The sequence below is a fragment of the Hoeflea marina genome, from assembly GCF_003182275.1.
Taxonomy (GTDB): domain Bacteria; phylum Pseudomonadota; class Alphaproteobacteria; order Rhizobiales; family Rhizobiaceae; genus Hoeflea; species Hoeflea marina.
In genome coordinates this window covers 228,373-247,756 of the sequence record NZ_QGTR01000006.1, presented here as the reverse complement: position 1 = coordinate 247,756, position 19,384 = coordinate 228,373, and the positions used below count along the sequence as shown (strand labels likewise).

The window sequence follows — 19,384 nt, the reverse complement described above, 5'->3', positions numbered from 1 at the left end:
CCCATGAGCTACGATCCGCGACTTATTCCTTTCACCGGCCAGCATGAGGGCTTTGTCCGCCGCGCCTATCGGTGCCCGGCCGGCGCATTGACGATCGGCTATGGCTTCACCTGGGGCTCAAAGGTGTTTCGCGATTGGTGGACGAGCCGCCATGGCCGGGCGCTCCAGCCCAGCGACACGATCGAGCAGGCAGACGCGCTCTATTTGCTCAAGCTGATGATCGATGCCGAATATGCTCAGCCGGTCGTCAAGCATGCGCCCAGCGCCACACCGCATGCGAAAGCCGCCTCCATCGACATGCTGTTCAATTGCGGGCTCGGCGCTCAGAAGTGGACCTGGTTCAAGGCACTGGTCCGGGGTGATGTCCGCGACGCCGCACGACACCTCAAGGTAACAGCCACCACGGCCAAGGGGCGACGTCTGCCAGGGCTGGTGCGCCGGCGCACTGAGGCTGCGGCAATCATGGAATTCGACCGCTGGCCGGCATGGGTGAAGGCGCCGCGCACTTTCGCTTCCAAGGAGATCAAGGCGGTCATGCCGGCCTGGCAGCTTGGCGCCGATGACTTCGCGCAAGGGGTAAGCTGGCTCGTGAAGCTTGGCTACCTCGCCGATTCGGGACGCTCCGACCGCGCCCTCATCTCGTCGGCCACACGGCGCTTTCAGCAGGCCCACCCGCAGCTCGACACGGACGGGGTGCTGGGGCGCGCCACGCTCGACCAGTTGCAGCGGGTCATCGATCTCAAGAGCAAATCGGCCAAAGGCTCTGCCGGCACAGCGGCGGGAGCTGCAACTGGCGTTGCCGACCAGACGTCGGCTGCCACCGGTTACGGCGATCTCATCCTCTACGCGAGCCTCACGGTTTTCGTGGTCGGAGGCATCTGGCTCATCTGGAAGTACCGCGACGAACTCGCCCTCGCACTCAGAGCAACGGGCACGCTGCGCAAAGGAGATCGGACATGAGCGCACTTGCAGCCATTCTTGCAGGCATTGCCGCCGAGGTCGGCGCACCGCTCATCAGAAAGATCCTTGAGCCGAAGATCGGAGCGGCAGGCGGTGCGCTTGCCGAAACCGTCATCAAGACGATTGCCGAGAAGGCCGGGGTGGAGCCAGAAACCCTGCCGGAGATCGAGCCAAGCGAGCTTGAGAAGGCCGTCCGGGAAACCGAGGCGGAAGCGCCTGAACTGATAGCACTCTATGCGGCCGGGCTGGAGGGGCAGTTCAAGCTCCTGGCGTCCGAGACCCGGGAGGGCTTCTGGCCGTCCGCCTGGCGCTACGGCTGGATGTACTTGCTCGCGATCTTCTGGATCTGGCGCATCCTCATCGGCCCGATCGTCAATCAGCAAATCATCAGTGGCGGCGGCGCCCTGATCGACATGATCGATCTGGCGACCCTGCTCACTCTCACCTCCTGGTTCATGGCGCTCTACATGGGCGGCCACACCATCAAGGACTTCGGCAAGAACGTGATCGACGCCGTGCTCAAGCGGGGCAAGGCGTGAGCAACACCGACTTCATGATCGAGCAGGCCGAAGAGCGGGTCGCGCGCGAACGCGACCGCAAGCTCGGCCAGGTGGCCCTCCAGGTCGCGGCCAAGGGCCTAATCGAGTGCAGGGATTGCGGGACCCAGATCCCGTCCGAACGCCGCAGTGCCGCTCCCTTCGCGGAACGCTGCATTGAGTGTCAGCAGAGCTTTGAACGGAACCGGTAAATGGACGAGTTGGGCAACAGACTGATCGAACAGGCCGGTCCGGTGGGGGCAGCGCTTGGTGTCGTGATCCTGGCAGCAGGCGCCGTGCTCGCCAGGGCGAAGGGCTGGCTGGGCTTCAGCTCCCAGACGGATGCGAAGGACCGCAAGCCCGAGGCGAATGGCGACGTCATGTCGGAGCTGCGGTCGATCAATACCAGGCTCGGCTCCTTCGATGCCCGCATCAAGGAGGTCGAGCACGATCTGGCCTCGCGGCCAACGCGTCAGGATGTCCACCGCATCGAGATGTCGATGGTCCGGATGGACGAGCGCATGGCGGCACTTTCCAAGACGGTAGAGACCACCGGCATCGGCGTCACCCGCATCGAGAACATATTGCTGGCGATTTCAGGAAAGGGGACGTGATGTTTGAGGGCTTTTCAGACCACTACGATGCAGAGGCCCGCCTTGTCATTCTCAAGGCGCTCGCGGGCGAGATCGACTATCGCCTGTCCGACAGCATGCTTGTGACAATGCTCGAAGCCTTCGCCATCAAACGCGGCCGGGAGTATGTGCGCAATCAACTGCGCTGGCTTCACAACAGCGCCGGAGCAATCCGGGTGACGGAAGCCGGCACTGCCTTGATCGCAGAGCTGACCGAAGCCGGGCTCGATCACGTCGAATTCCGCCGCATCCTTGATGGCGTCAAGCGGCCTAGCCCTTCCCGGAGCGCTTAACGATGGCCGGCGATCGGGCGAAAGGACGCGGGCGGCTGTCATCGATCGACATGCTTCCCGATGAAGCGCAGCCCGATATCGTCTGGGCTGCCGAGGAGCTGAGAAAGCGCGAACGGCTGCAGAAGGATATTCTCGCCGAGTTCAATGCGCGCATCGCCGATCGGGGATTGTCCCCCGTGTCCGCTACGGCCTTCAATCGCTACTCGACCCAGCTGTCATTGACGACGCGACGCGTCGAGGAAACCCATCGCATCGTCGCAGCACTCGGCGACAGGATCGACCCCGCGGCTTCGGACGATCTGACCATGATGATTGCCGATCTCGGCAAGATCCTGGTGTTCGAATTGCTGCAGGATGCGGGCCACGCCGGCTTCTCGCCGAAAGACGCCAAGGAACTCGCCATGGCCGCGCGGTCTTTCGCGCAGGCCCAACGGGCGTCGACCGACCGCATTCTCAAGCTGGAGAAGGAAATGGCAGGCAAGGTCGAGGCCGTCGCCGAAGCGATGGTCAGGGAAACCGGTCTGTCGGCCGAGCGCGCCGCCGAGATCCGCAACCAGGTGCTCGGGGTCCGAAAGTGAGCACCGTCACGCCCAACCCAACGGTGCTGACCCGAAGCCCCGCATCCCTCCCCATCGACTTCACGCGGGGTGGAGATCTCGCTGCCGATCACGATCCGTTGGCCGAAGGCATCCTGATGCAGCACCAGCTCGACTGGATCGAGGACAAGTCGGATCTCAAGCTCGGGGCAAAGGGCCGGCGCACCGGCATCACCTATGCCGAAGCGCTCGACGACACCATCACAGCCGCCTCCAGCCGGGAAGCCGGTGGCGACAACATCTTCTATATCGGCGACACCAAGGACAAGGGCCGCGAGTTCATCGGCTATGTCGCCCATTTTGCCAGGATCGTCGGCAAGGAACTCTGCGAGATCGAGGAGTTCCTCTTCGAGGACGAGCAGCCCGACGGCACCTCGAAATTCATCAGCGCTTACCGGATCCGCTTTGCCAGCGGCTTCCGTGTCGAGGCGCTGTCATCCAACCCCGCCAACATTCGCGGCCTCCAGGGCATCGTGGTCATTGACGAGGCGGCGTTTCACAAGAACGTCCGCGAGGTGCTCGATGCCGTCAACGCGCTCCTCATCTGGGGCGGCAAGGTCCGGGTGATCTCCACCCACAACGGCACGCTCAACCCGTTCAATGAGCTGGTCGAGGAGGCGCGCGCCGGCAAGATCCCCTTCTCCATTCACGACATCCCGTTTGCTCTCGCCATCAGCAATGGCCTCTACAGGCGGGTCTGCCTGATCAAGGGCACTCAGTGGAGCGAGGAAGGCGAGCGGCAATGGGAGGCGCGCATCCGCGGCTCCTACGGCGTTCGGGTGTCGGCCATGCGCCAGGAGCTCGATGCGATCCCTTCGGACGCCGAAGGCGCCGCACTCACCCGCGTCCAGATCGAAAACGTGATGGTCAAGGACATCCCGGTGGTCCGGCTGGCAAAGCCGGACGATTTCAAAAATGCACCCGCCCATATCCGCGAGGCCGACATCAAGGATTGGTGCGACCAGCATCTGCGGCCGGTGCTCGCCATTCTCGATCAACGCGAGCGCCATGCTTTCGGCGAGGATTTTGCGCGCTCCGGAGACGCTACTGCCATCAAGGTTCTGGCCTTGGGTCGCGACCTGGTGCGGCGCTGCCGCTTGGTGGTCGAGTTGCACAACATCCCCTTCGAGCAGCAGAAGACGATCCTGTTCTACATCGTCGACCGGCTTCCAAAACTTCACGCCGGCGCGCTCGATGCCGGCGGCAATGGCGCCTATCTCGCGGAAGTGACGGCGCAGCGCTACGGCTCGATCATCCACGAGGTGAAGTTCACACCCGAATGGTACCGGACCCAGATGCCGCCCTACATTTCTGCCTTCGCCGATGGCGACATCGTTCTCCCCCAGGACGATGACATCCTGCGCGATCACCAGGCGCTGCAGTTCGTCAACGGCTACATCAAGGTCCCTGACGGCTTCACCTACAAGGGCTCCAACGGTCTCGGCCGCCACGGCGACACCGCGATTGCCGGAGCGCTGGCCTGGTTTGCCTCCCGCAGCGAGGGGCTTGAATACGACTACACCCCGGCATCCGCGCTCGACAGTGACAGCCCCTTCACTCAAACACAGACCGGAGGCTGGAGATGGTAAAGCCCAAAGGCCCGCTCGGCCAGGCAATGGACACCAAGGGCCTGTCACATGAAGTGGCCCCTCCCACCCTGATTGGCGTTCGTCGGACCATTGAGGATCGGGTGTCGATCGACATGAGGCCCGAGCAGCTCGCAATGATCCTGCGCGAGGCGTCGGTCGGCAATGCCAGGCGGTACCTCACGCTCGCCGAGGAGATGGAGGAACGCTACGCCCACTATGCAAGCCAGCTCCAAACCAGGCGGCTTGCCATCCAGGGCATCGACCCGGTTGTCGAGGCCGCAGAAGCCGTGCCGGGTAAAATCACCGAGGCGGTCAAGGGCCTGGTGACTGAAAGCCGCTTTGACGCAATGATCGGCGACATGCTCGACGGCATTTCGAAGGGCTACTCGGCAATCGAGATCATGTGGGAGTACCAGGATCAGGCGCTGCGCCCTGTCGAGTACATATGGCGCGATCCGCGATGGTTCGTGTTTGACCGGCTGTCGCTCAAACAATTGCGGCTCGCCGTCGACCGCGACTTCGAAGGCGAGGAGCTGCCTCTCGCCAAGTTCCTCTGTCACATGCCCAAGACCAAGGCCGGCATTCCGTTGCGCGCGGGTCTCGCACGGCCGGCAGCCTGGGCCTATCTGATCCAGTCCTTTGGCCTCAAGGATTGGGCCGCGTTCTCCGAGATCTATGGCATCCCGTTTCGGGTCGGACGCTACGGCACCAATGCGTCCGACGATGACAAGCGCAGTCTGCTCCGGGCCGTGCGAATGATTTCGAACGATGCCGCAGCGATCATCCCCCAGGGCATGGATATCGAATTCCACAAGGTCGAAGGTCAGCATGGCGCTGCCGTCTTCGGCGGCCTGATGGATTACGTCGACAAGCAGGTGTCCAAGCTGATCGTCGGCCAGACCATGACGTCGGACGATGGCGCCTCCATGGCCCAAGCCAAGGTACACAACGAAGTCCGCATCGACATCCTGCGGGCCGATTGCAAGCAACTGGCCCAGACCATCAACCGCGATCTCATCCCCTATTTCGTGTCGATGAACTTCGGCCCGCAGGCAGTCTACCCGCAGGTGGAGTTTCCGGTTCCAGAACCCGAAGACGTCGAGCTGTTGACCGAGGCGGTGGCCCGCATGGTGCCGTTCGGCCTAAGGGTCTCGCAGCGCGAGATGCGGGAGAAGATCGGCCTGTCCGAACCGAGCGATGATGATGACCTGCTGATCGCACCGAAAGTCGAGCCGGCGGTCCCCGTCCAGGAGCAAGCGGTGAAGGCCGAGGACAAGGCGAAGCTCGCCGCGCATGTCAGCGGTTGCCAGTGCCAGGCGTGCCGGCCCGCGACCTCTGCAGCCTCGCTCTCGGCCGAACCGGGATCTGCCCCAACAACTGACGAACTCGACCGGCTCGCAGCCGATGCGCTCGTTGACTGGCAGGACATCACCGATCCGCTCCTGGGGCCATTGCGCGAGGTGCTTGCCAAGGCGACCACGCTTGAGGAAGCCGTGCAGCTCATGGCCAAAGCCAGGCCGGACAGCGGGCCACTCGTGGAAGCATTGGCGCGCCTGACCAGCATTGCGCGCGGCCTGGGTGATGTCGGCGACGAACTGCCAGAACCGACCGGCGCCTGACCATGGCTCAAGCGAAGCGCGGGTTTCGAGCGCCGGCGGAGATCACCGACTACTTCGACCAGAAGTCGTTGCGGCCGGCATTCTCCTGGCAGGACGTTTTTGGCGAAGAGCATGCCCACGCCTTCACTGTCGCCAAGGCACTGGAAATCGAACTCCTTGGCGCATTCCAGTCCACGATCGCTGAGAGCCTGGCAGAAGGCGAGACGATCGAAAACTGGAAGGCCCGGCTCGAGCCCGAGTTGAAGCGGCTCGGATGGTGGGGGCCGCGGCTGGTGTCCGATCCCACCGGGCGGCTTCCGGATCGCGCCGTCGACTTCTCCTCGCCGCGCCGACTCCAAACCAGCTACTGGTCGAACATGCGCGCCGCCCGCGCTGCAGGCCAGTGGCAGCGCATCGAGCGGACCAAGCAGGCCTTGCCCTACATCCTCTATGTCCGGACCGCTTCGATTGAACCACGGCCCGAGCATCTGGCTTTCGAGGGGATCATCCTTCCGGTCGATGACGCCTTCTGGCGGACGCATTTTCCGCCCAACGGTTGGGGCTGCAAATGCTCGGTTCGCCAGATCAGCGCACGCGAAGCGACAAGGCTCGGATACAAGCTCGATGATGGCGGTCCTCAGATCGTCTGGAGACAGTATCTCAACAAGCGCACTGGCGAGCTGGTCAAGGTGCCGGAAGGAATCGATCCCGGCTGGCAAACCAACCCGGGCTTGGCGCGCGCCAGGACGTTGGTGGCGCGCTTGACCGAGACGCTCGACCAGGCCGGCCCGGAGCTTGCCCGGAAGGCCATCGCCGAGATCGTCAACAGCCGCGAGACGGCAGTGCTCGCCAATCTGTCTGAACGGGTCCGGATCCCCGTCGCAGTTGCCGAAACCGCTGCGTCCGAGCTCAACGCCGCGTCACCGCTCCTCATCATCGACACCGCGACATTGCGCAAGAAGATGACGAAGCACTCAAGCGTCCGCTTCGACACGTTGGCCTCCGTCCAGGAGATGATCGATACGGGGCAGCTCATCGACGAAGGCAGGGGGAACGCCAGGACGGTGTTCTTCGCGATCGGTCCGGTCTGGTGGGAAATCGTGCTGGTGCGCTCCGCCAACGGCTTCCTGCGGATCCAGACCTTGCACAAGGTCCGCGCCGCCGATGTGACAAAGGCGCTCAAGAAGGCGGGGCTGGAATGAGGGGGAAACAGGAGGACGCAAACCCCCAACGGTGCAGTACCGGCCTACCCGACTTTGGGCTGTTTCCCTGCCATGAATCTAGCGGCACGCGATCCAGATTTCAACATCTGTCTTGCCCCACTTTGGGACGGCAGCCGATTGAGATCCTCGATTGCGGATCTGCGCGCGAAAGCATAAGTTTTGTTCCGAATGGAAAGCCCACTTATGAAGACGAAACAGACTTCGTTTGCCGGGAGATTGCCATGCCTTTCCGGAATATCGCGAACCCAGACCAGTTGGCGCTCCTCAGAAGGACGCTGGAAGAGCTTTGCGTAGAGTTCGGCGTCAGCGCGCAGGACGGGGAGACCCGTGACGAGATAGCCAGGCGCATCGTCTTCCTTTTTGAACGGGGCATGAGCGGTGTGGAAGAAATGAAGCAGAGGCTTCGGGAGGATCGACAGCTCACCTGAAGAGCTCGCTTCATAGGGGCCGACGCTGGCGCGACGAACCGGTGGCCGGCCCCGATGTCCCCGCTGACCGACAAACGCGCTGTACGGGCTTTGAAGCCGTTTCAAATTTGATCCTGAATGGGGTCCGGGGTTTGCATCCGCACCTCAAATGGGCAATGGTCCATCTGCCCGCTTCGAGGGACTCCCCAGCTCCATCAAATCCGAATGACAGACAGTTCCGCTGACAGGTGTCAGCGGCCGTCTCTCTGTCCGCCATGGCATTCAATTCGCCATGAGCAAAGCAATCACCAAATCAGCCCCCAAGGCAGCCCCCAAGTCAGACGATGACGTCAGCGCCAATTTCGCGCGCGGTGCCCTGACCATCGAGCTGGGGCAGCTCTCGGCCGCGACCGACACCAAGCCCATGCGCGTCAAGATCGCGCCGCGCGGCCGGATCGAAACCCGCGACGGCCGCGCCTATGAATTCACCCCCGAGATCCTGGTGCAGCGCTTTGCGGCAGACGGCATCGAGATCCCGGTCGATCTCAATCATCAGATTTCCGCCAGCATCTTTGGCGGCGACGCCGGCGCGATTGGCTGGATCAAGAGCCTGACCTCGGAACCCGATGGGCTCTATGGCGAGGTCGACTGGCTTGATGCCGGACGCCAGGCGCTTGGTGCGCGCACCCATCGCTACCTCTCCCCCACATTCCGCCACGACGAGTTCGGCAAGGCCACCTGGCTTCATTCCGTAGCCCTCGTTGCGGCCCCCGCCCTTTCCATGCCGGCGCTTGCCGCCGCATCCCTCACCACGGAGACCAGATCCATGAAAGCTATCGCCACTGCCCTCGGCCTTTCAACTGACGCCAATGAGGACGCCTGCCTTGCCGCCCTGGCCGCATTGTCCACCTCGAAGGTCGATAAGGCGGTTCACGACGAAGCGCTCGCAAGGCTCGCGGCCGTGAACTCCGAACTCTCAGCGCTCCAGAAGACCGCACGCGACGAGAAGGTCGCAGCCCTGCTGTCGGCTGCACTCACGGCCAAGAAGATCCTGCCGGCTCAGAAGGACCATTACGCCAAGCTCTGCGCCACCGATGACGGATTTGCGCAGGTGGCGGAGCTCCTCGACATCACCCCGGAAAAGCTCGGCGCCTCCAGTCTGAGCCTGCAGCCCGCCTCTCCCCCGGAGCCGACCGCGACCGCAGTTGATCCCGTCAATCTCGCGGCTGAAGCGCGCGGCTACCAGGCGTCCCTGAAGGCCAAGGGCGTCAACATTCCCTTCGACCAGGCTGTCGCCGCCGTCCAGGCGCAAGCAACCAGCTCCGCCAAGACCGCCTGAAGCTGCCCACTCCGAGCCCTGACCGAAAGCTGCTCGACAACCGGAAAGAAAAGACCATGACGCCGATCCTGATCAAATCCTTCTTCGCAAGTGCTGCCATCGCCGGCTACCGCATCGTCGCCTTTTCGGGCACCGCCGCCAACGTGACCACGGCAACGTCCGCCACATCGCCCTCCATCGGCGTGTCCGAGCGCATGGGCGCTCCGATCGGCGGCATGGTCGATGTGGTTCAGGTCGGCGGATACGAGCTTGAGCTTGGCGGCACAGTGACCGCCGGTGATCCGCTGACGGCCGACGCCAACGGAAAAGGCATCAAGGCGCTGCCTGTGGCCGGGTCGGCGATCCGCGTCGTGTGCTTTGCGCAGAGCGACGGGTTCGCCGGCGACATCATCCCGATCTTGCTCGCGCCCTCCATCATCTCCCATCCGGCCCCCTGACCGGCCTTTCCCAACCCTGGCCCCAACCCTGAAGACGCGGGCTGACCGCTGCAACTGAACCGAAGGAAACTACCATGGCTCCCAATCGCCCCTTTGTGGTCGACCCGACGCTCTCCGCGATCGCCATCGGCTACAGCAATGACGCGCAGACGCTGATCGCCGATCGCGTGCTGCCGCGCCAGCCCGTCGCCGGCGAGAAGTTCAAATGGCTCGAATACCCGCTCGGCCAGGCGTTCTCCGTTCCCGACACGCGGGTCGGCCGCACCGGCCGGGTCAACCGGGTGGAGTTCGAATCCACCGAGAAGACCGAGAGCGTCGAAGACTTCGGGCTCGAGGATCCGATTCCCAATTCCGACATCGTGGAGGCCGAGCGGGCGCGGGCGGAAAACCGTTCGTCCTTCAATCCCGAAACCTACGCCACCATGATGCTGACCGACCTCACCTTGCTCGACCGCGAAGTCCGCGTCGCCAAGATGATCCAGGATACCAATTCCTATGACGCCGCCCGCCGGCTGGCACTGACCGGCACCGACAAGTTCTCCGACTACGACAATTCCAACCCGCTCGAAGTGCTCAAGGAAGCCATCAACGGGACGCTGATCTACCGCGCCAATACGCTCGTGATGGGCAACAAGGTCTGGCAGACGCTGAGTTCGCACCCGCACCTGGTCAACGCGATCCGCGGCAGCTTCACCAACAAGGGCATCATCAGCCGCGAGGAACTGGCGCGCCTCCTGGAGATCCGCGAGATCCTGGTCGGCGAAGGATATGTCAACACGGCGCGGAAGGGTCAGGCGCCGGTCCTCGACCGCGTCTGGGGCAACTCCATCCAGGCGCTGCACATCAACCCGATCGCCCGGCCCGAAGGCGGCATCACCTTCGGCTACACCGCCGAGTATGGAAACCGCGTCTCCGGCCGCATCGAAGACCCCAATGTCGGCCTTGGCGGCGGTACCGTCATCCGCGTCGGCGAGCGGGTCAAGGAGCTGATCTGCGCCAAGGATGTTGGCTACCAGCTCACCGGCGTCGTCGCCGACTAGAAATATCCCCCGAGCGAAGGACCGTGAAAGGGGGAGAGCATTCTGGCTCTCCCCCGCAGCTCACCTCAAAGCTTCAAACACTGGAGATCCCAATGGCCAAGCAGACCCAGAAGCCCGCCGACACAGCCAACGCCGACGCAGGCTTGACCGCTGCCAATCCCGGCGCCGAGACCGGTGGCGCCGCCTCGGCGCCGATCACTCAGGCGATACCGGCGACAGCGACAGCCGCCGCTCCGGAGCCGCTGCCCACCGGCCCGATCCTCTACACCGCCATGCTCACCCGCCAGGCGATGGTCAATGGCAGGATCCGCAAGGCCGGGTCCACGGTGAGCGTCGGCATCGAGCTTCTCGATGAACTCAAAGATGCCGGCCTCACCCACTAGCGTTTGGAACCCCCGATGACCGATTACGCAACGCTCAGCGACATGGAAGCCCGCTATCCGCGCGAGCTGATCGTGCTGGCGGCCGACGAAGACACCGGCCAGCGCGACGACGCCCGGATCGAGGCCGCACTTCGCGATGCGTCGTCGGAGGTGCGTGGCGTGCTCAAGGCGCGCTACGGCCTGGACGAACTCACCCGGCTTGATGAAGACAGCCTCGGCACTCTGCGCCTCTATACGATCGACATCGCGCTCTACCGGGTCGCGATTGCGTTCTCGCGCTCAAGCGAGCGGCTGGAAGATCGCTACAATGCCGCCATCAAGCGTCTCGAAGCGATCTCTGCGGGCCGCGGCGGCCTGTCGTTCATCAACGGCGAGGCCGGTGGTGTTCCGGCCGGCGGCGCCAGCTCAAGCTCGCCCAATCAGGTCCTGATCGAAGCGCCCGCCCGCATCTTCACCCGCGACCGACTGCGGGGGCTCTGATGAGCATTTCCCTCGTTTTCGAAACCGGCAATTTGGAAAAAGTCATCACCGACTTCGCCTCGCTCGCCGACTTCCCGACCGGGCCGTTGATGGATGCGATTGCTGCGATCGGCGAAAGCCAGACCCGCCGCCGGATCTCCGAGGAGAAGACCGGGCCGGACGGGACGGCCTGGCTTCCGAATGCGGAAGGAACCTCGATCCTGCTCAAGACCGGCCGCAACCTGCTCGACAGCGTCGCCTCGCAGTCGTCCTCGGCAGAGGCCGAATGGGGTGCGGCATGGCAGTACGCCCATGTTCACCAGGAGGGAGCCGAGATCGTCCCCAAGGGCGCTGAGTTCCTCGTCTTCAAGGTCGGCGGCAAGACCGTCCGTGCCAAGAAGGTCACCATTCCCGCCCGGCCCTTCGTTGGTCTCTCCACCGACAACGAGACGGAGATCCGCGACGTGGTGACCGATTATCTCGGGAGCCTGATCCGATGATCGAAGCTAAGACCCTCTCAGGCCTGATCCTGGACAATCGCATCGAAGCGGTGAAAACGGCCATCGTTCAAACCATCACATCGCACCTGAGCGGTGTCACCGTCCTCTCGCATCCTGGCAAGCTCGATATCTCGGACGTGGTCGAGAATGACATCGTCAAGGCGCCCGGCATTGCCATCGGCTGGACGCGGATCCGCGCCGTCGAAGACGTCTCGGCAAGCCATGGCCTCATGGTCGAGTTCGCGGCCTACATCGTCGTTGAAGATCTGGCTGATATCGGCCTCAAGCGCCGGGTCGACCGCGAGGTCGTGGGCCACGCGATTGGCGGGTTTCTGCTGCAGCTCCTTGGCGACGAAGATGCGGCGTCCTGGGGACTGACCTATATCGGCCTGCCGCTGACCACACCGCCGGCCGAGTTCCGGCCGCTGTTTACCGCCAGGAGCTTCGCCCGGGGCATGGCCTACTATGTGGTGACCTGGACGCAGACGGTGTTCGAACACGGCGCCTCTCCATTCTCGACCGAAACGCCTCAGGTCTCCGAGACCGAGGACGAGCAGGTCCTGTTTGACGACGGCATTCCGGACGAGATCCGGGCGCTCATCGAGAGGGACCAGTCATGAGCCGGCTCGTCGCTTCCGAGATCCGGACGCTTCACCGCAAGATCCAGCGAGTTGAACGCCGGGTCGCCTCCGCCGTGCTGCCCGGCAAGGTCAAACCCGGAAGCCAGAACTTCGAAGACCGCACCGTGCGCCTCATCCTGGGCAAGACGCCGGACGGCGAAGAGGTCCTGTCTCCACCCGTGCGGTGGCAGCAGCCAGGCGCGGGAACGCTGAAGGTTCACGCCCCGCCGGCCGACAACGAGCAGATGATCATGCTCTCGCCATCCGGCACCATCGGCTCGGGCTCCGTCGCCCATTGGTCGACCTATGACGATGACCACGCTCCGCCGTCCAACAAGTCGACCGAGGCCGTGATCGAGTTTGCCGACGGCTCCCGCATCACGCTCGAAAAGGAGACCACGCGAGTGGCCGCACGAAACGTCCATGTCGATGCCGAGACGGTCACGCTGGGCGGCGAAGGCGGCAAGGCCGTGGCGCGCGTCGGCGACCTGGTCCAGGTCGGAGCCGGATCGAGCGCGGGACAATGGCCCATCATCACCGGCTCGGGCGTGGTCAGCGCAACATGAGGAAAGGAACCGCCGCCATGGCCAGAAGTGCGAAATCAAAGCTGAGAGCAGAGGTCACCCCGAAGCCCGCCGATCACGGTGGCGCTTACAAGGTCACGGCGCTTGCGGGACCGCGTGTCGCCGGCCGCCCGGTCAAGCCAGGCGACCTGGTGCACCTGCGCCCAGTTGAGGCCGCCCACGAACTGCGCATCGGCGCAATCGAGGTCGCACGTGAAGCGTCTTCAAAGGCCGATTGAGAGGAGTTGAGAGGGTGGCAAACGCAATCCGATACCGCACGGGCGTCGACCGCGAGACAGGGGAAATCCTGCGCGGCATCGCGCATCTGCGCCAGTCGCTCGCGGTCATCTGGGTAACCGTGATCGGCACCCGGATCATGCGTCTGGAATTCGGATCCCGTTTGCGCGGCCACCTTGGCGACGACATCACGCCGGCGCTGGCGCTCGACATCTATGTCTCGATGGTCGAGGCCGCCCACCGCTATGAGCCGGAATATCGGATTTCCAGCCTGCAGTTCGTCAAGCTCGAACGCGATGGCACTTTGGGGGTGCGCTATGCCGGCACCTATTTCCCCGAGGGCCGCTTCGGCAACTACGATGTCTCCGACGACGACCAGGCGCTCGTGCCGATGACGCTCACCTCTCAGCTGGGTGTCAATTGATGACTTACGCCCCGATATCCATCGACCTCTCCCGCGTGCCGGTACCGGCGATCATCGAGCCGCTGAACGCTCAGTCGCTGATTGCCCAGTTCATCGCCCGGTTCACCGCGATCTGGGAGGACGCGCGCGCTGACAATCCAACGCTCCCGGCCTACGATGTCGAGCAGCTCGAAACCGACCCGGTCATCATCGTCGGCCAGGCCTTCGCGTTTCTGCGCCTTCTCGATCGGCAGCGCGTCAATGACGGGATCAAGGCGCTGCTTGCGACAGAGGCGAAGGGCACGAACCTTGATGCGGTGGTTGCCAGGCAGAATGTCGAACGGCTGACAATCACGCCCGCCAACGGCTCGACGCCGGCTGTGATGGAGAATGATGCATCGCTGTTGCGCCGATATCTGCTCTCGTTTGACCGCGCCGCGGCCGGCTCGCGCGACTGCTATCTCTACCAGGCCTTCACTGCCTGGCCGCAGATGCATGATGCCCGCGTCAATGGCCATGCCATCCACGGCCGGCGCGGCGACACCGACGTCGTCATCATCGGGCCAATGGGTGCAATCCCATCGCCTGCCGAGCGCGCGCTGGTGACGGCCGCTGTGCTGGCCGACCACGTCAAACCGGAAGCCGTGAGCGTCGCCGTCATCGATGCGACGCCGCTCGAATACAGCGTCGAGATGGTGATCGAGGTGCCGCCGGGACCTGATGCCGAGATCATCCGGAGCGAAGTCATCGAGCGCGTGCGTTCAGCCGGTGCCGCCCGCATGCTGATCGGCGGCGAGATCCCGGCGGGCCTGCTCTCAGGTGCGGCTTACGGTCCCAACGTGATCAAGGTCCGTGACCTGGCGCCTGTCGAGATCGCCGCCGACCCCTACACCGTGCCGGTTCTGACCAGCATCGCCATCACGCTGGAGATCCGGGCATGAGCGTCCCCTCGATCCTGCCTGCAAATGCCGGTGTCTTCGAGCAGGCGCTGTTTGCCGCCACCTTCGACGAACTGCCGGTGCCGTTCACTGAAACTATGGACCCGGCCACAGCGCCGGCCGCAATGCTGCCCTTCCTCGCCGCCCACGAAAGTGTCGATCTCTGGTTTGAGGACTGGCCGCTCGCGCGCAAGCGCCAGATGGTCTCCGAGGCAGCCGAACTCGCAAGCCTCAAGGGCACCCGCGCAGGCCTCAGGCGATACCTCGCCTATGTCGATGCCGAGATCGTGGACGTCATCGCCCACCCGGCGCGGTTCGCCTTTGGCCGCGCCGTCATCGGCATAACGCCGGTCGGCCACAAGCCGTTCGTCGCTCACTATCTGGTCCGGCTGAGCCTGACACGGCCGGTCAACGTGTTCGAATTCGGCAAGGCCGTCATCGGCGCGGCACCGCTCAAATCCGTGGATCTCGAACCCATCCGCCGCGCCAAGATCGCCATGGCCACCGCCAAGGCACCCGAGACCCAATATTCGGTCACCTTCGCCTGGCGCCGGCGCGCGATCTTCGCCGACATCCTGCCCGACGAGGAAACCCAACTTTTCGGCGGCTTTATCAACCGCACCAGACTGTGAGGACACCATGAGCAACCGCGTCGTATTCGATTCCGCCGAGATCGCCGAACACACCGACTTCGACAACATCGGCATCTTCAGCCAGTCGGCCGTCGACGATCTGCTCAACGATGCCGTGGGCTATCCGAACCACTGGGCGGCTTTCACGGTAGCCCAGGCCTCCGCACAGGAGATCACGGTCTCTCCGGGGCGGTTCCTCAATGGTCGCATCGCCTATGCCAATGCCGCCGAGATCACGCTGAGCCTGCAGACCTATCTCCCGATCGTCGCCACCGACGAAGTCTGGGTCGCCATTATCCTGCGCGGCAGCGAGGAAACGCTGACCGCCAACCGCACCTTCGAGACCAGTCAGGATCCGGAGACCTCGATCCCGGTCAACCGCTCGACGCCGAAGACGATCGGCCGCAAGGTGTCGCTCGTTGTCCAGCAGGGCAACAAGGCGCCGGCGCCGGCGGTCAAGCCGGTCGTCGCCGAGACCGATGCGGCAATCGCCTTCGTGCTCTTGAAGTCCACCGGCATCCAGCTCATCGAGCCGGCGGAAAGCTCGCGCGCCAAAACCCTCTTCGAAGTCGAAGGCCGCGTCACCAGCCTTGAGATCAATCTCGACGCGCTGTTCGAACGCACAGTCTCGATCGAGACCGACATCGCCAACATTGCAGCTCGGATCTCCGACATTCCCCGGCCGGCGATCATCCGGCAGATGCAGCGCGATATCGGGGCTGCCAGGAGGCTCATTGAGCTGCCCGAAAATCAGCGTGCCTATGTCTTCGACTATGGCCTGGTCAGCGACCAATGGGACACCGCCCATGGCGACTGGCTGGCGCGCATCAACCACGGCATCCGCTTTGCCTGGGCCAATGAGCGCCAGGCGCAGCTGCAACTGACCAACTCGGATGATCCGCGGATCATGATCAAGGCCGGCCGCGTGGTGCCGGCCTATGACGAGGTCACCCGCATCTCCAATGTCGGCACTGATGCCACCCGCAATATCTCGCAGCTCACTCACACGGTAACGACTGCCATCCGCCAAGAGGTTTCCCGCGAGCGGATCGTCTACGGCACCTCAAAGAACCAGTGCGAGAACGCGAGCGGATGGTCGTTCCTGGGCGACCTTCGAACCGGTGAGGTCTTCACCAAGGATGGCGAGGAATGGGAGGTCGGCGAGATCGTCGCCAACAAGACCTGGGCCGGCCATCACCTCTACGAGATCACTCGAATCCGCCGCGAGACCTACAACGAGGTCTACTGGACCTATGAAACGGAAGAGATCGGCATCAACGGTTCGATCTACGGCCAGACCTTCCTCGTCTCCCAGCCGATGATCGCCACCTCGATCGACCTCTCGGTCGCACGCGTGGGCAATGACGGCACGCTCTATCTCTTTGTCTGCGAGACCAACGAGACCGGCCAGCCGGTGGTCGAGAAGGTGCTCGCGCACGGGCAGATCAACCAGCCGGATCTGGCGATCGGATGGAACCGCTTCGACATTGACTTGACCCTCCTGCAGAGCGGCAAGCGCTACGCCTGGTTCACCGTGACCACCGGCAACCATGCCCTCAACACCACCGAGCAGAACAAATACACGGGCGGCTCGCTGTTCCTGATGAGCGATGGCGCCTGGGCGCAGGGCGATGTCGAGGGCGACTTCGCCTTCAAGGTCAATGCCGCCCGCTTCCGCGATGTCCGCACCATCATCCCGCTGCAGCCGCTGACGCTTGAGAACGGCATGACCGACATCGACCTGCTGTTCAAATCCTGGGTGCCTGGCGGCACCGCTCTGGAGTTCGAGCTCAAGCCCTCGGGCGCCACCACCTGGGTGCCCTTCAAGGAGGAGACGACGGCCACCCATCCGCTCATCGGCCTGCCGGCGCTGACCGAGATCCGCATCGTCATGCTCGGCACCCCGGACCTGGCTCCGATGATCGTCATGGATCAGTTTGCGGTCGGCACGACCGCCCGGCACCGGGGCGACATGGTCGCCATCTCGAAGCAGTTCGAGTTCGGGATCTCATCCAGTTCGATCGTCACAGTGTTCACGGTCGATGCCTGGATTGCCGCCGAGCACACGCTCACGCCGACCATCATGGTGGGAGGCGCCGTGGTCGCGGCCGACACCACGCAGGTCAAGATTGATCCGGACAACGCCGAACGGCGCACCATCACCTCGACCTATGTGCTCGGGGCCGCGACGACATCGGCGCGCATGCGGCCGGTGATGACGGCATCGAACGTGGCCGAGGTGCCCTTCATCCAGGACTGTTTCATCGCGGCACTTTGAGGAGACCGACATGGCGGAAGCCACATACGAGAATGCAACGATCTACGAGGTTCGCCTGTCCGCGCTCGCGACAGTCGGCCCGCTCAAATACCAGCCGGCCGGCAGCTACGAGATGACCGGCAAAATGGTCAACCGGATCATTGCGGAGAATGGGGAGGCGATCATTGACCGAGCAACTGCCAAGTCGTGAAAACGGCTATCTGATCACACCCGACATGCAGCGATCGGCGGCGGTGCTCAATGCTGCCCTCGGCGATCTGCATGAGCGGATGACGGAACGCGAGGCGCTGGAAGCGAGCTTCGAGTCGCTGATTGCCGAGGGGACATCGGCGGCACTGAGCATGATCGCCGTCAATGTCGCCCCGCAGCTTGTCGCACTCCAGGAGGATATCGCCGAGGCCAGCGATCAAATCGCAGCCCTCCTCGACGGTGGATCGGCTCCGGATGCGCTCAAGCTGGGTGGGCAGCTGCCGGCCTACTATCTGGACCTGGTCAACATGACCGGCACGCTCGATGACGCCCGGCTGTCATTCCTCATGTCGGCCGATGGCAAGGCCTTGGTCGCGGCTTTGAGCCATGCCGCGATGCGCGGCCTTCTGGAGGTCTACTCATCAAGCGAGACCGATGCGGCCATCGTGTCGGCGATCGACGCCCTGGTCGACGGCGCGCCCGGCACTCTCGACACGCTCAATGAGCTGGCTGCAGCACTCGCCGACAATGACAGCTTTGCCGCGACCATCACAGCGGCGCTCGCCGGCAAGGCCGCAACCGGCCATGTCCACGCCGCTGTGGTCGCCGGCGGTGCATCAGGCTTCATGACCGGCGCCGACAAGACCAGGCTCAATGCAGTAGGCACCATGGCCAATCGCACGCTCACCATCTCCACCGCAGATCCGTCCGGCGGTGTCGATGGCGACGTCTGGTTCAAGGTGTAGACCATGCCAGCGTCAGCGAGACATGCGGGCATCATCAAGCCGATCATCGGCACCAGCGTCAGACACGCCGGCGTCATCAAACCGGTGATCGGTGGCTGGGTAAACGTGGCAGGAGTCTGGAAGCCGGCTCTCCGCTATCCGCTGACAGCGGGCGCTCCAAGCTCGTTCTCCACCACTGCCGACATCGGCGGCTCGTACACAGGCACGGCCGCAACCGGTGCAGCGCCAACTGCAGGGCACACCCGCCATATTCTCTGCATGGTGGCGATGCCCCTCATCTCGAACAACTCAAGAACTGCCAGCCTGTCGGTTGGCGGGGTGGCCGCAGCGCTCCTGATTGCGCGGGAGCAAATCACCGACGTGAGCGCTGCCTATGCAGCCGCCTATCTCGTGGAGCTTCCAACGGGAGAGTCCCACGCCTTCTCCTACACCCCACCGAGGACAACACGCGGAGCCTCGATCTCGTTCATCCCGATCTATGACATCGGGAGTGTGACACCGATCGCCAACGATGGCTTCGCCGCCACCTCATCCGCTGGGGCCAGCCTCTCGCTTGCGAGTGGCGGCCGTCTGACTGCCGGTGTGGCACACTGCTACAACGGCGGGACCTTCTCGGTGACCGGCGGGCTGACTTCCTACTTTGCCCCCGACACCAATTCAGGCGAGTGGGCGCTTTATGCAGGCGAGGTGAACCCCGCTGCAGGCCCCAAGACGATTACCTTTCCCAACTCAAGCACCTGCGATGCCATCGCCGCAGTGGCTCTGGCTTTCGACTAGGAGACTGCC

At 63.7% G+C, this 19,384-nt stretch carries 26 protein-coding genes; all 26 read left to right on the top strand.

Going from position 1 to position 19,384, the window contains the following annotated elements; translation table 11 throughout:
- Nucleotides 1-3 precede the first annotated feature (3 nt).
- Entirely contained in the window at nt 4-960 is a 957-nt protein-coding gene (locus DFR52_RS21210; protein WP_110034018.1) for a glycoside hydrolase family protein, read from the top strand.
- Nucleotides 957-1,499: a hypothetical protein gene (locus DFR52_RS21205; RefSeq protein WP_110034017.1), complete on the top strand. Its 543-nt coding sequence runs from the start codon at nt 957-959 to the stop codon at nt 1,497-1,499. The genes DFR52_RS21210 and DFR52_RS21205 overlap by 4 nt, the downstream gene beginning before the upstream one ends.
- Nucleotides 1,496-1,708: a TraR/DksA C4-type zinc finger protein gene (locus tag DFR52_RS21200; protein ID WP_110034016.1), complete on the top strand. Its 213-nt coding sequence runs from the start codon at nt 1,496-1,498 to the stop codon at nt 1,706-1,708. The genes DFR52_RS21205 and DFR52_RS21200 overlap by 4 nt, the downstream gene beginning before the upstream one ends.
- Nucleotides 1,709-2,110, top strand: coding sequence for a hypothetical protein (locus DFR52_RS21195; protein WP_110034015.1), 402 nt, complete (start codon nt 1,709-1,711; stop codon nt 2,108-2,110). It begins immediately after the preceding gene.
- The gene (locus DFR52_RS21190; protein ID WP_110034014.1) at nt 2,110-2,421 is read left to right on the top strand and encodes a VpaChn25_0724 family phage protein; all 312 of its coding nucleotides are present in this window, start codon (nt 2,110-2,112) and stop codon (nt 2,419-2,421) included. The genes DFR52_RS21195 and DFR52_RS21190 overlap by 1 nt, the downstream gene beginning before the upstream one ends.
- Before the next feature lie 2 nt (nt 2,422-2,423).
- Complete coding sequence (locus tag DFR52_RS21185; RefSeq protein WP_110034013.1) at nt 2,424-2,999, top strand: DUF3486 family protein; 576 nt, start codon at nt 2,424-2,426, stop codon at nt 2,997-2,999.
- Nucleotides 2,996-4,606 (top strand): hypothetical protein, encoded by a 1,611-nt coding sequence (locus DFR52_RS21180; RefSeq protein ID WP_110034012.1) that lies wholly within the window; start codon nt 2,996-2,998, stop codon nt 4,604-4,606. Before DFR52_RS21185 ends, DFR52_RS21180 begins: the two co-directional genes overlap by 4 nt.
- 26 nt (nt 4,607-4,632) lie before the next feature.
- Complete coding sequence (locus DFR52_RS21175) at nt 4,633-6,225, top strand: DUF935 domain-containing protein (RefSeq protein ID WP_245415428.1); 1,593 nt, start codon at nt 4,633-4,635, stop codon at nt 6,223-6,225.
- A 2-nt stretch (nt 6,226-6,227) separates the two neighbouring features.
- The gene (locus tag DFR52_RS21170) at nt 6,228-7,406 is read left to right on the top strand and encodes a phage head morphogenesis protein (RefSeq protein ID WP_110034010.1); all 1,179 of its coding nucleotides are present in this window, start codon (nt 6,228-6,230) and stop codon (nt 7,404-7,406) included.
- 242 nt (nt 7,407-7,648) lie between these two features.
- Nucleotides 7,649-7,855, top strand: coding sequence for a hypothetical protein (locus DFR52_RS21165; RefSeq protein WP_110034009.1), 207 nt, complete (start codon nt 7,649-7,651; stop codon nt 7,853-7,855).
- 271 nt (nt 7,856-8,126) lie between these two features.
- The gene (locus DFR52_RS21160; RefSeq protein WP_110034008.1) at nt 8,127-9,173 is read left to right on the top strand and encodes a phage protease; all 1,047 of its coding nucleotides are present in this window, start codon (nt 8,127-8,129) and stop codon (nt 9,171-9,173) included.
- Nucleotides 9,174-9,229: 56 nt separating this feature from the next.
- Nucleotides 9,230-9,610 carry a DUF2190 family protein gene (locus DFR52_RS21155; protein ID WP_110034007.1) on the top strand — a complete coding sequence of 127 codons (381 nt, stop codon included), beginning with the start codon at nt 9,230-9,232 and terminating at the stop codon, nt 9,608-9,610.
- 74 nt (nt 9,611-9,684) lie between these two features.
- On the top strand, nt 9,685-10,650 hold the full coding sequence (locus DFR52_RS21150; RefSeq protein WP_110034006.1) for a capsid protein: 966 nt from the start codon (nt 9,685-9,687) through the stop codon (nt 10,648-10,650).
- A 92-nt stretch (nt 10,651-10,742) separates the two neighbouring features.
- Nucleotides 10,743-11,033, top strand: coding sequence for a hypothetical protein (locus DFR52_RS21145; protein WP_110034005.1), 291 nt, complete (start codon nt 10,743-10,745; stop codon nt 11,031-11,033).
- Nucleotides 11,034-11,048: 15 nt separating this feature from the next.
- Nucleotides 11,049-11,513: a gp436 family protein gene (locus tag DFR52_RS21140; protein ID WP_110034004.1), complete on the top strand. Its 465-nt coding sequence runs from the start codon at nt 11,049-11,051 to the stop codon at nt 11,511-11,513.
- Nucleotides 11,513-11,992 (top strand): phage virion morphogenesis protein, encoded by a 480-nt coding sequence (locus tag DFR52_RS21135; protein ID WP_110034003.1) that lies wholly within the window; start codon nt 11,513-11,515, stop codon nt 11,990-11,992. The genes DFR52_RS21140 and DFR52_RS21135 overlap by 1 nt, the downstream gene beginning before the upstream one ends.
- Complete coding sequence (locus tag DFR52_RS21130) at nt 11,989-12,612, top strand: hypothetical protein (RefSeq protein ID WP_110034002.1); 624 nt, start codon at nt 11,989-11,991, stop codon at nt 12,610-12,612. Before DFR52_RS21135 ends, DFR52_RS21130 begins: the two co-directional genes overlap by 4 nt.
- Entirely contained in the window at nt 12,609-13,178 is a 570-nt protein-coding gene (locus tag DFR52_RS21125; protein WP_110034001.1) for a phage baseplate assembly protein V, read from the top strand. Before DFR52_RS21130 ends, DFR52_RS21125 begins: the two co-directional genes overlap by 4 nt.
- 17 nt (nt 13,179-13,195) lie before the next feature.
- Nucleotides 13,196-13,414 (top strand): hypothetical protein, encoded by a 219-nt coding sequence (locus tag DFR52_RS21120; protein ID WP_110034000.1) that lies wholly within the window; start codon nt 13,196-13,198, stop codon nt 13,412-13,414.
- Nucleotides 13,415-13,428: 14 nt separating this feature from the next.
- The gene (locus DFR52_RS21115) at nt 13,429-13,836 is read left to right on the top strand and encodes a GPW/gp25 family protein (RefSeq protein WP_110033999.1); all 408 of its coding nucleotides are present in this window, start codon (nt 13,429-13,431) and stop codon (nt 13,834-13,836) included.
- Nucleotides 13,836-14,756 (top strand): baseplate J/gp47 family protein, encoded by a 921-nt coding sequence (locus DFR52_RS21110; RefSeq protein ID WP_110033998.1) that lies wholly within the window; start codon nt 13,836-13,838, stop codon nt 14,754-14,756. The genes DFR52_RS21115 and DFR52_RS21110 overlap by 1 nt, the downstream gene beginning before the upstream one ends.
- On the top strand, nt 14,753-15,385 hold the full coding sequence (locus DFR52_RS21105; protein WP_110033997.1) for a phage tail protein I: 633 nt from the start codon (nt 14,753-14,755) through the stop codon (nt 15,383-15,385). Before DFR52_RS21110 ends, DFR52_RS21105 begins: the two co-directional genes overlap by 4 nt.
- 7 nt (nt 15,386-15,392) lie before the next feature.
- On the top strand, nt 15,393-17,663 hold the full coding sequence (locus tag DFR52_RS21100; RefSeq protein ID WP_110033996.1) for a hypothetical protein: 2,271 nt from the start codon (nt 15,393-15,395) through the stop codon (nt 17,661-17,663).
- A 10-nt stretch (nt 17,664-17,673) separates the two neighbouring features.
- The gene (locus tag DFR52_RS21095; protein WP_110033995.1) at nt 17,674-17,853 is read left to right on the top strand and encodes a hypothetical protein; all 180 of its coding nucleotides are present in this window, start codon (nt 17,674-17,676) and stop codon (nt 17,851-17,853) included.
- Nucleotides 17,828-18,598, top strand: a complete 771-nt coding sequence (locus DFR52_RS21090; RefSeq protein WP_146215645.1) for a hypothetical protein — start codon at nt 17,828-17,830, stop codon at nt 18,596-18,598. Before DFR52_RS21095 ends, DFR52_RS21090 begins: the two co-directional genes overlap by 26 nt.
- Before the next feature lie 3 nt (nt 18,599-18,601).
- Nucleotides 18,602-19,375, top strand: coding sequence for a hypothetical protein (locus tag DFR52_RS21085; protein WP_110033993.1), 774 nt, complete (start codon nt 18,602-18,604; stop codon nt 19,373-19,375).
- The last annotated feature ends 9 nt before the right edge of the window (nt 19,376-19,384 follow it).

What these genes read in the sequence shown, in the direction of transcription:
- DFR52_RS21210 (WP_110034018.1), top strand. Translation starts at nt 4, where the DNA reads ATGAGCTACGATCCGCGACTTATTCCTTTCACCGGCCAGCATGAGGGC.
- DFR52_RS21155 (WP_110034007.1), top strand. Translation starts at nt 9,230, where the DNA reads ATGACGCCGATCCTGATCAAATCCTTCTTCGCAAGTGCTGCCATCGCC.
- DFR52_RS21145 (WP_110034005.1), top strand. Translation starts at nt 10,743, where the DNA reads ATGGCCAAGCAGACCCAGAAGCCCGCCGACACAGCCAACGCCGACGCA.
- DFR52_RS21195 (WP_110034015.1), top strand. Translation starts at nt 1,709, where the DNA reads ATGGACGAGTTGGGCAACAGACTGATCGAACAGGCCGGTCCGGTGGGG.
- DFR52_RS21110 (WP_110033998.1), top strand. Translation starts at nt 13,836, where the DNA reads ATGACTTACGCCCCGATATCCATCGACCTCTCCCGCGTGCCGGTACCG.
- DFR52_RS21175 (WP_245415428.1), top strand. Translation starts at nt 4,633, where the DNA reads ATGGACACCAAGGGCCTGTCACATGAAGTGGCCCCTCCCACCCTGATT.
- DFR52_RS21205 (WP_110034017.1), top strand. Translation starts at nt 957, where the DNA reads ATGAGCGCACTTGCAGCCATTCTTGCAGGCATTGCCGCCGAGGTCGGC.
- DFR52_RS21165 (WP_110034009.1), top strand. Translation starts at nt 7,649, where the DNA reads ATGCCTTTCCGGAATATCGCGAACCCAGACCAGTTGGCGCTCCTCAGA.
- DFR52_RS21120 (WP_110034000.1), top strand. Translation starts at nt 13,196, where the DNA reads ATGGCCAGAAGTGCGAAATCAAAGCTGAGAGCAGAGGTCACCCCGAAG.
- DFR52_RS21190 (WP_110034014.1), top strand. Translation starts at nt 2,110, where the DNA reads ATGTTTGAGGGCTTTTCAGACCACTACGATGCAGAGGCCCGCCTTGTC.
- DFR52_RS21140 (WP_110034004.1), top strand. Translation starts at nt 11,049, where the DNA reads ATGACCGATTACGCAACGCTCAGCGACATGGAAGCCCGCTATCCGCGC.
- DFR52_RS21095 (WP_110033995.1), top strand. Translation starts at nt 17,674, where the DNA reads ATGGCGGAAGCCACATACGAGAATGCAACGATCTACGAGGTTCGCCTG.
- DFR52_RS21125 (WP_110034001.1), top strand. Translation starts at nt 12,609, where the DNA reads ATGAGCCGGCTCGTCGCTTCCGAGATCCGGACGCTTCACCGCAAGATC.
- DFR52_RS21170 (WP_110034010.1), top strand. Translation starts at nt 6,228, where the DNA reads ATGGCTCAAGCGAAGCGCGGGTTTCGAGCGCCGGCGGAGATCACCGAC.
- DFR52_RS21105 (WP_110033997.1), top strand. Translation starts at nt 14,753, where the DNA reads ATGAGCGTCCCCTCGATCCTGCCTGCAAATGCCGGTGTCTTCGAGCAG.
- DFR52_RS21135 (WP_110034003.1), top strand. Translation starts at nt 11,513, where the DNA reads ATGAGCATTTCCCTCGTTTTCGAAACCGGCAATTTGGAAAAAGTCATC.
- DFR52_RS21100 (WP_110033996.1), top strand. Translation starts at nt 15,393, where the DNA reads ATGAGCAACCGCGTCGTATTCGATTCCGCCGAGATCGCCGAACACACC.
- DFR52_RS21160 (WP_110034008.1), top strand. Translation starts at nt 8,127, where the DNA reads ATGAGCAAAGCAATCACCAAATCAGCCCCCAAGGCAGCCCCCAAGTCA.
- DFR52_RS21085 (WP_110033993.1), top strand. Translation starts at nt 18,602, where the DNA reads ATGCCAGCGTCAGCGAGACATGCGGGCATCATCAAGCCGATCATCGGC.
- DFR52_RS21185 (WP_110034013.1), top strand. Translation starts at nt 2,424, where the DNA reads ATGGCCGGCGATCGGGCGAAAGGACGCGGGCGGCTGTCATCGATCGAC.
- DFR52_RS21130 (WP_110034002.1), top strand. Translation starts at nt 11,989, where the DNA reads ATGATCGAAGCTAAGACCCTCTCAGGCCTGATCCTGGACAATCGCATC.
- DFR52_RS21150 (WP_110034006.1), top strand. Translation starts at nt 9,685, where the DNA reads ATGGCTCCCAATCGCCCCTTTGTGGTCGACCCGACGCTCTCCGCGATC.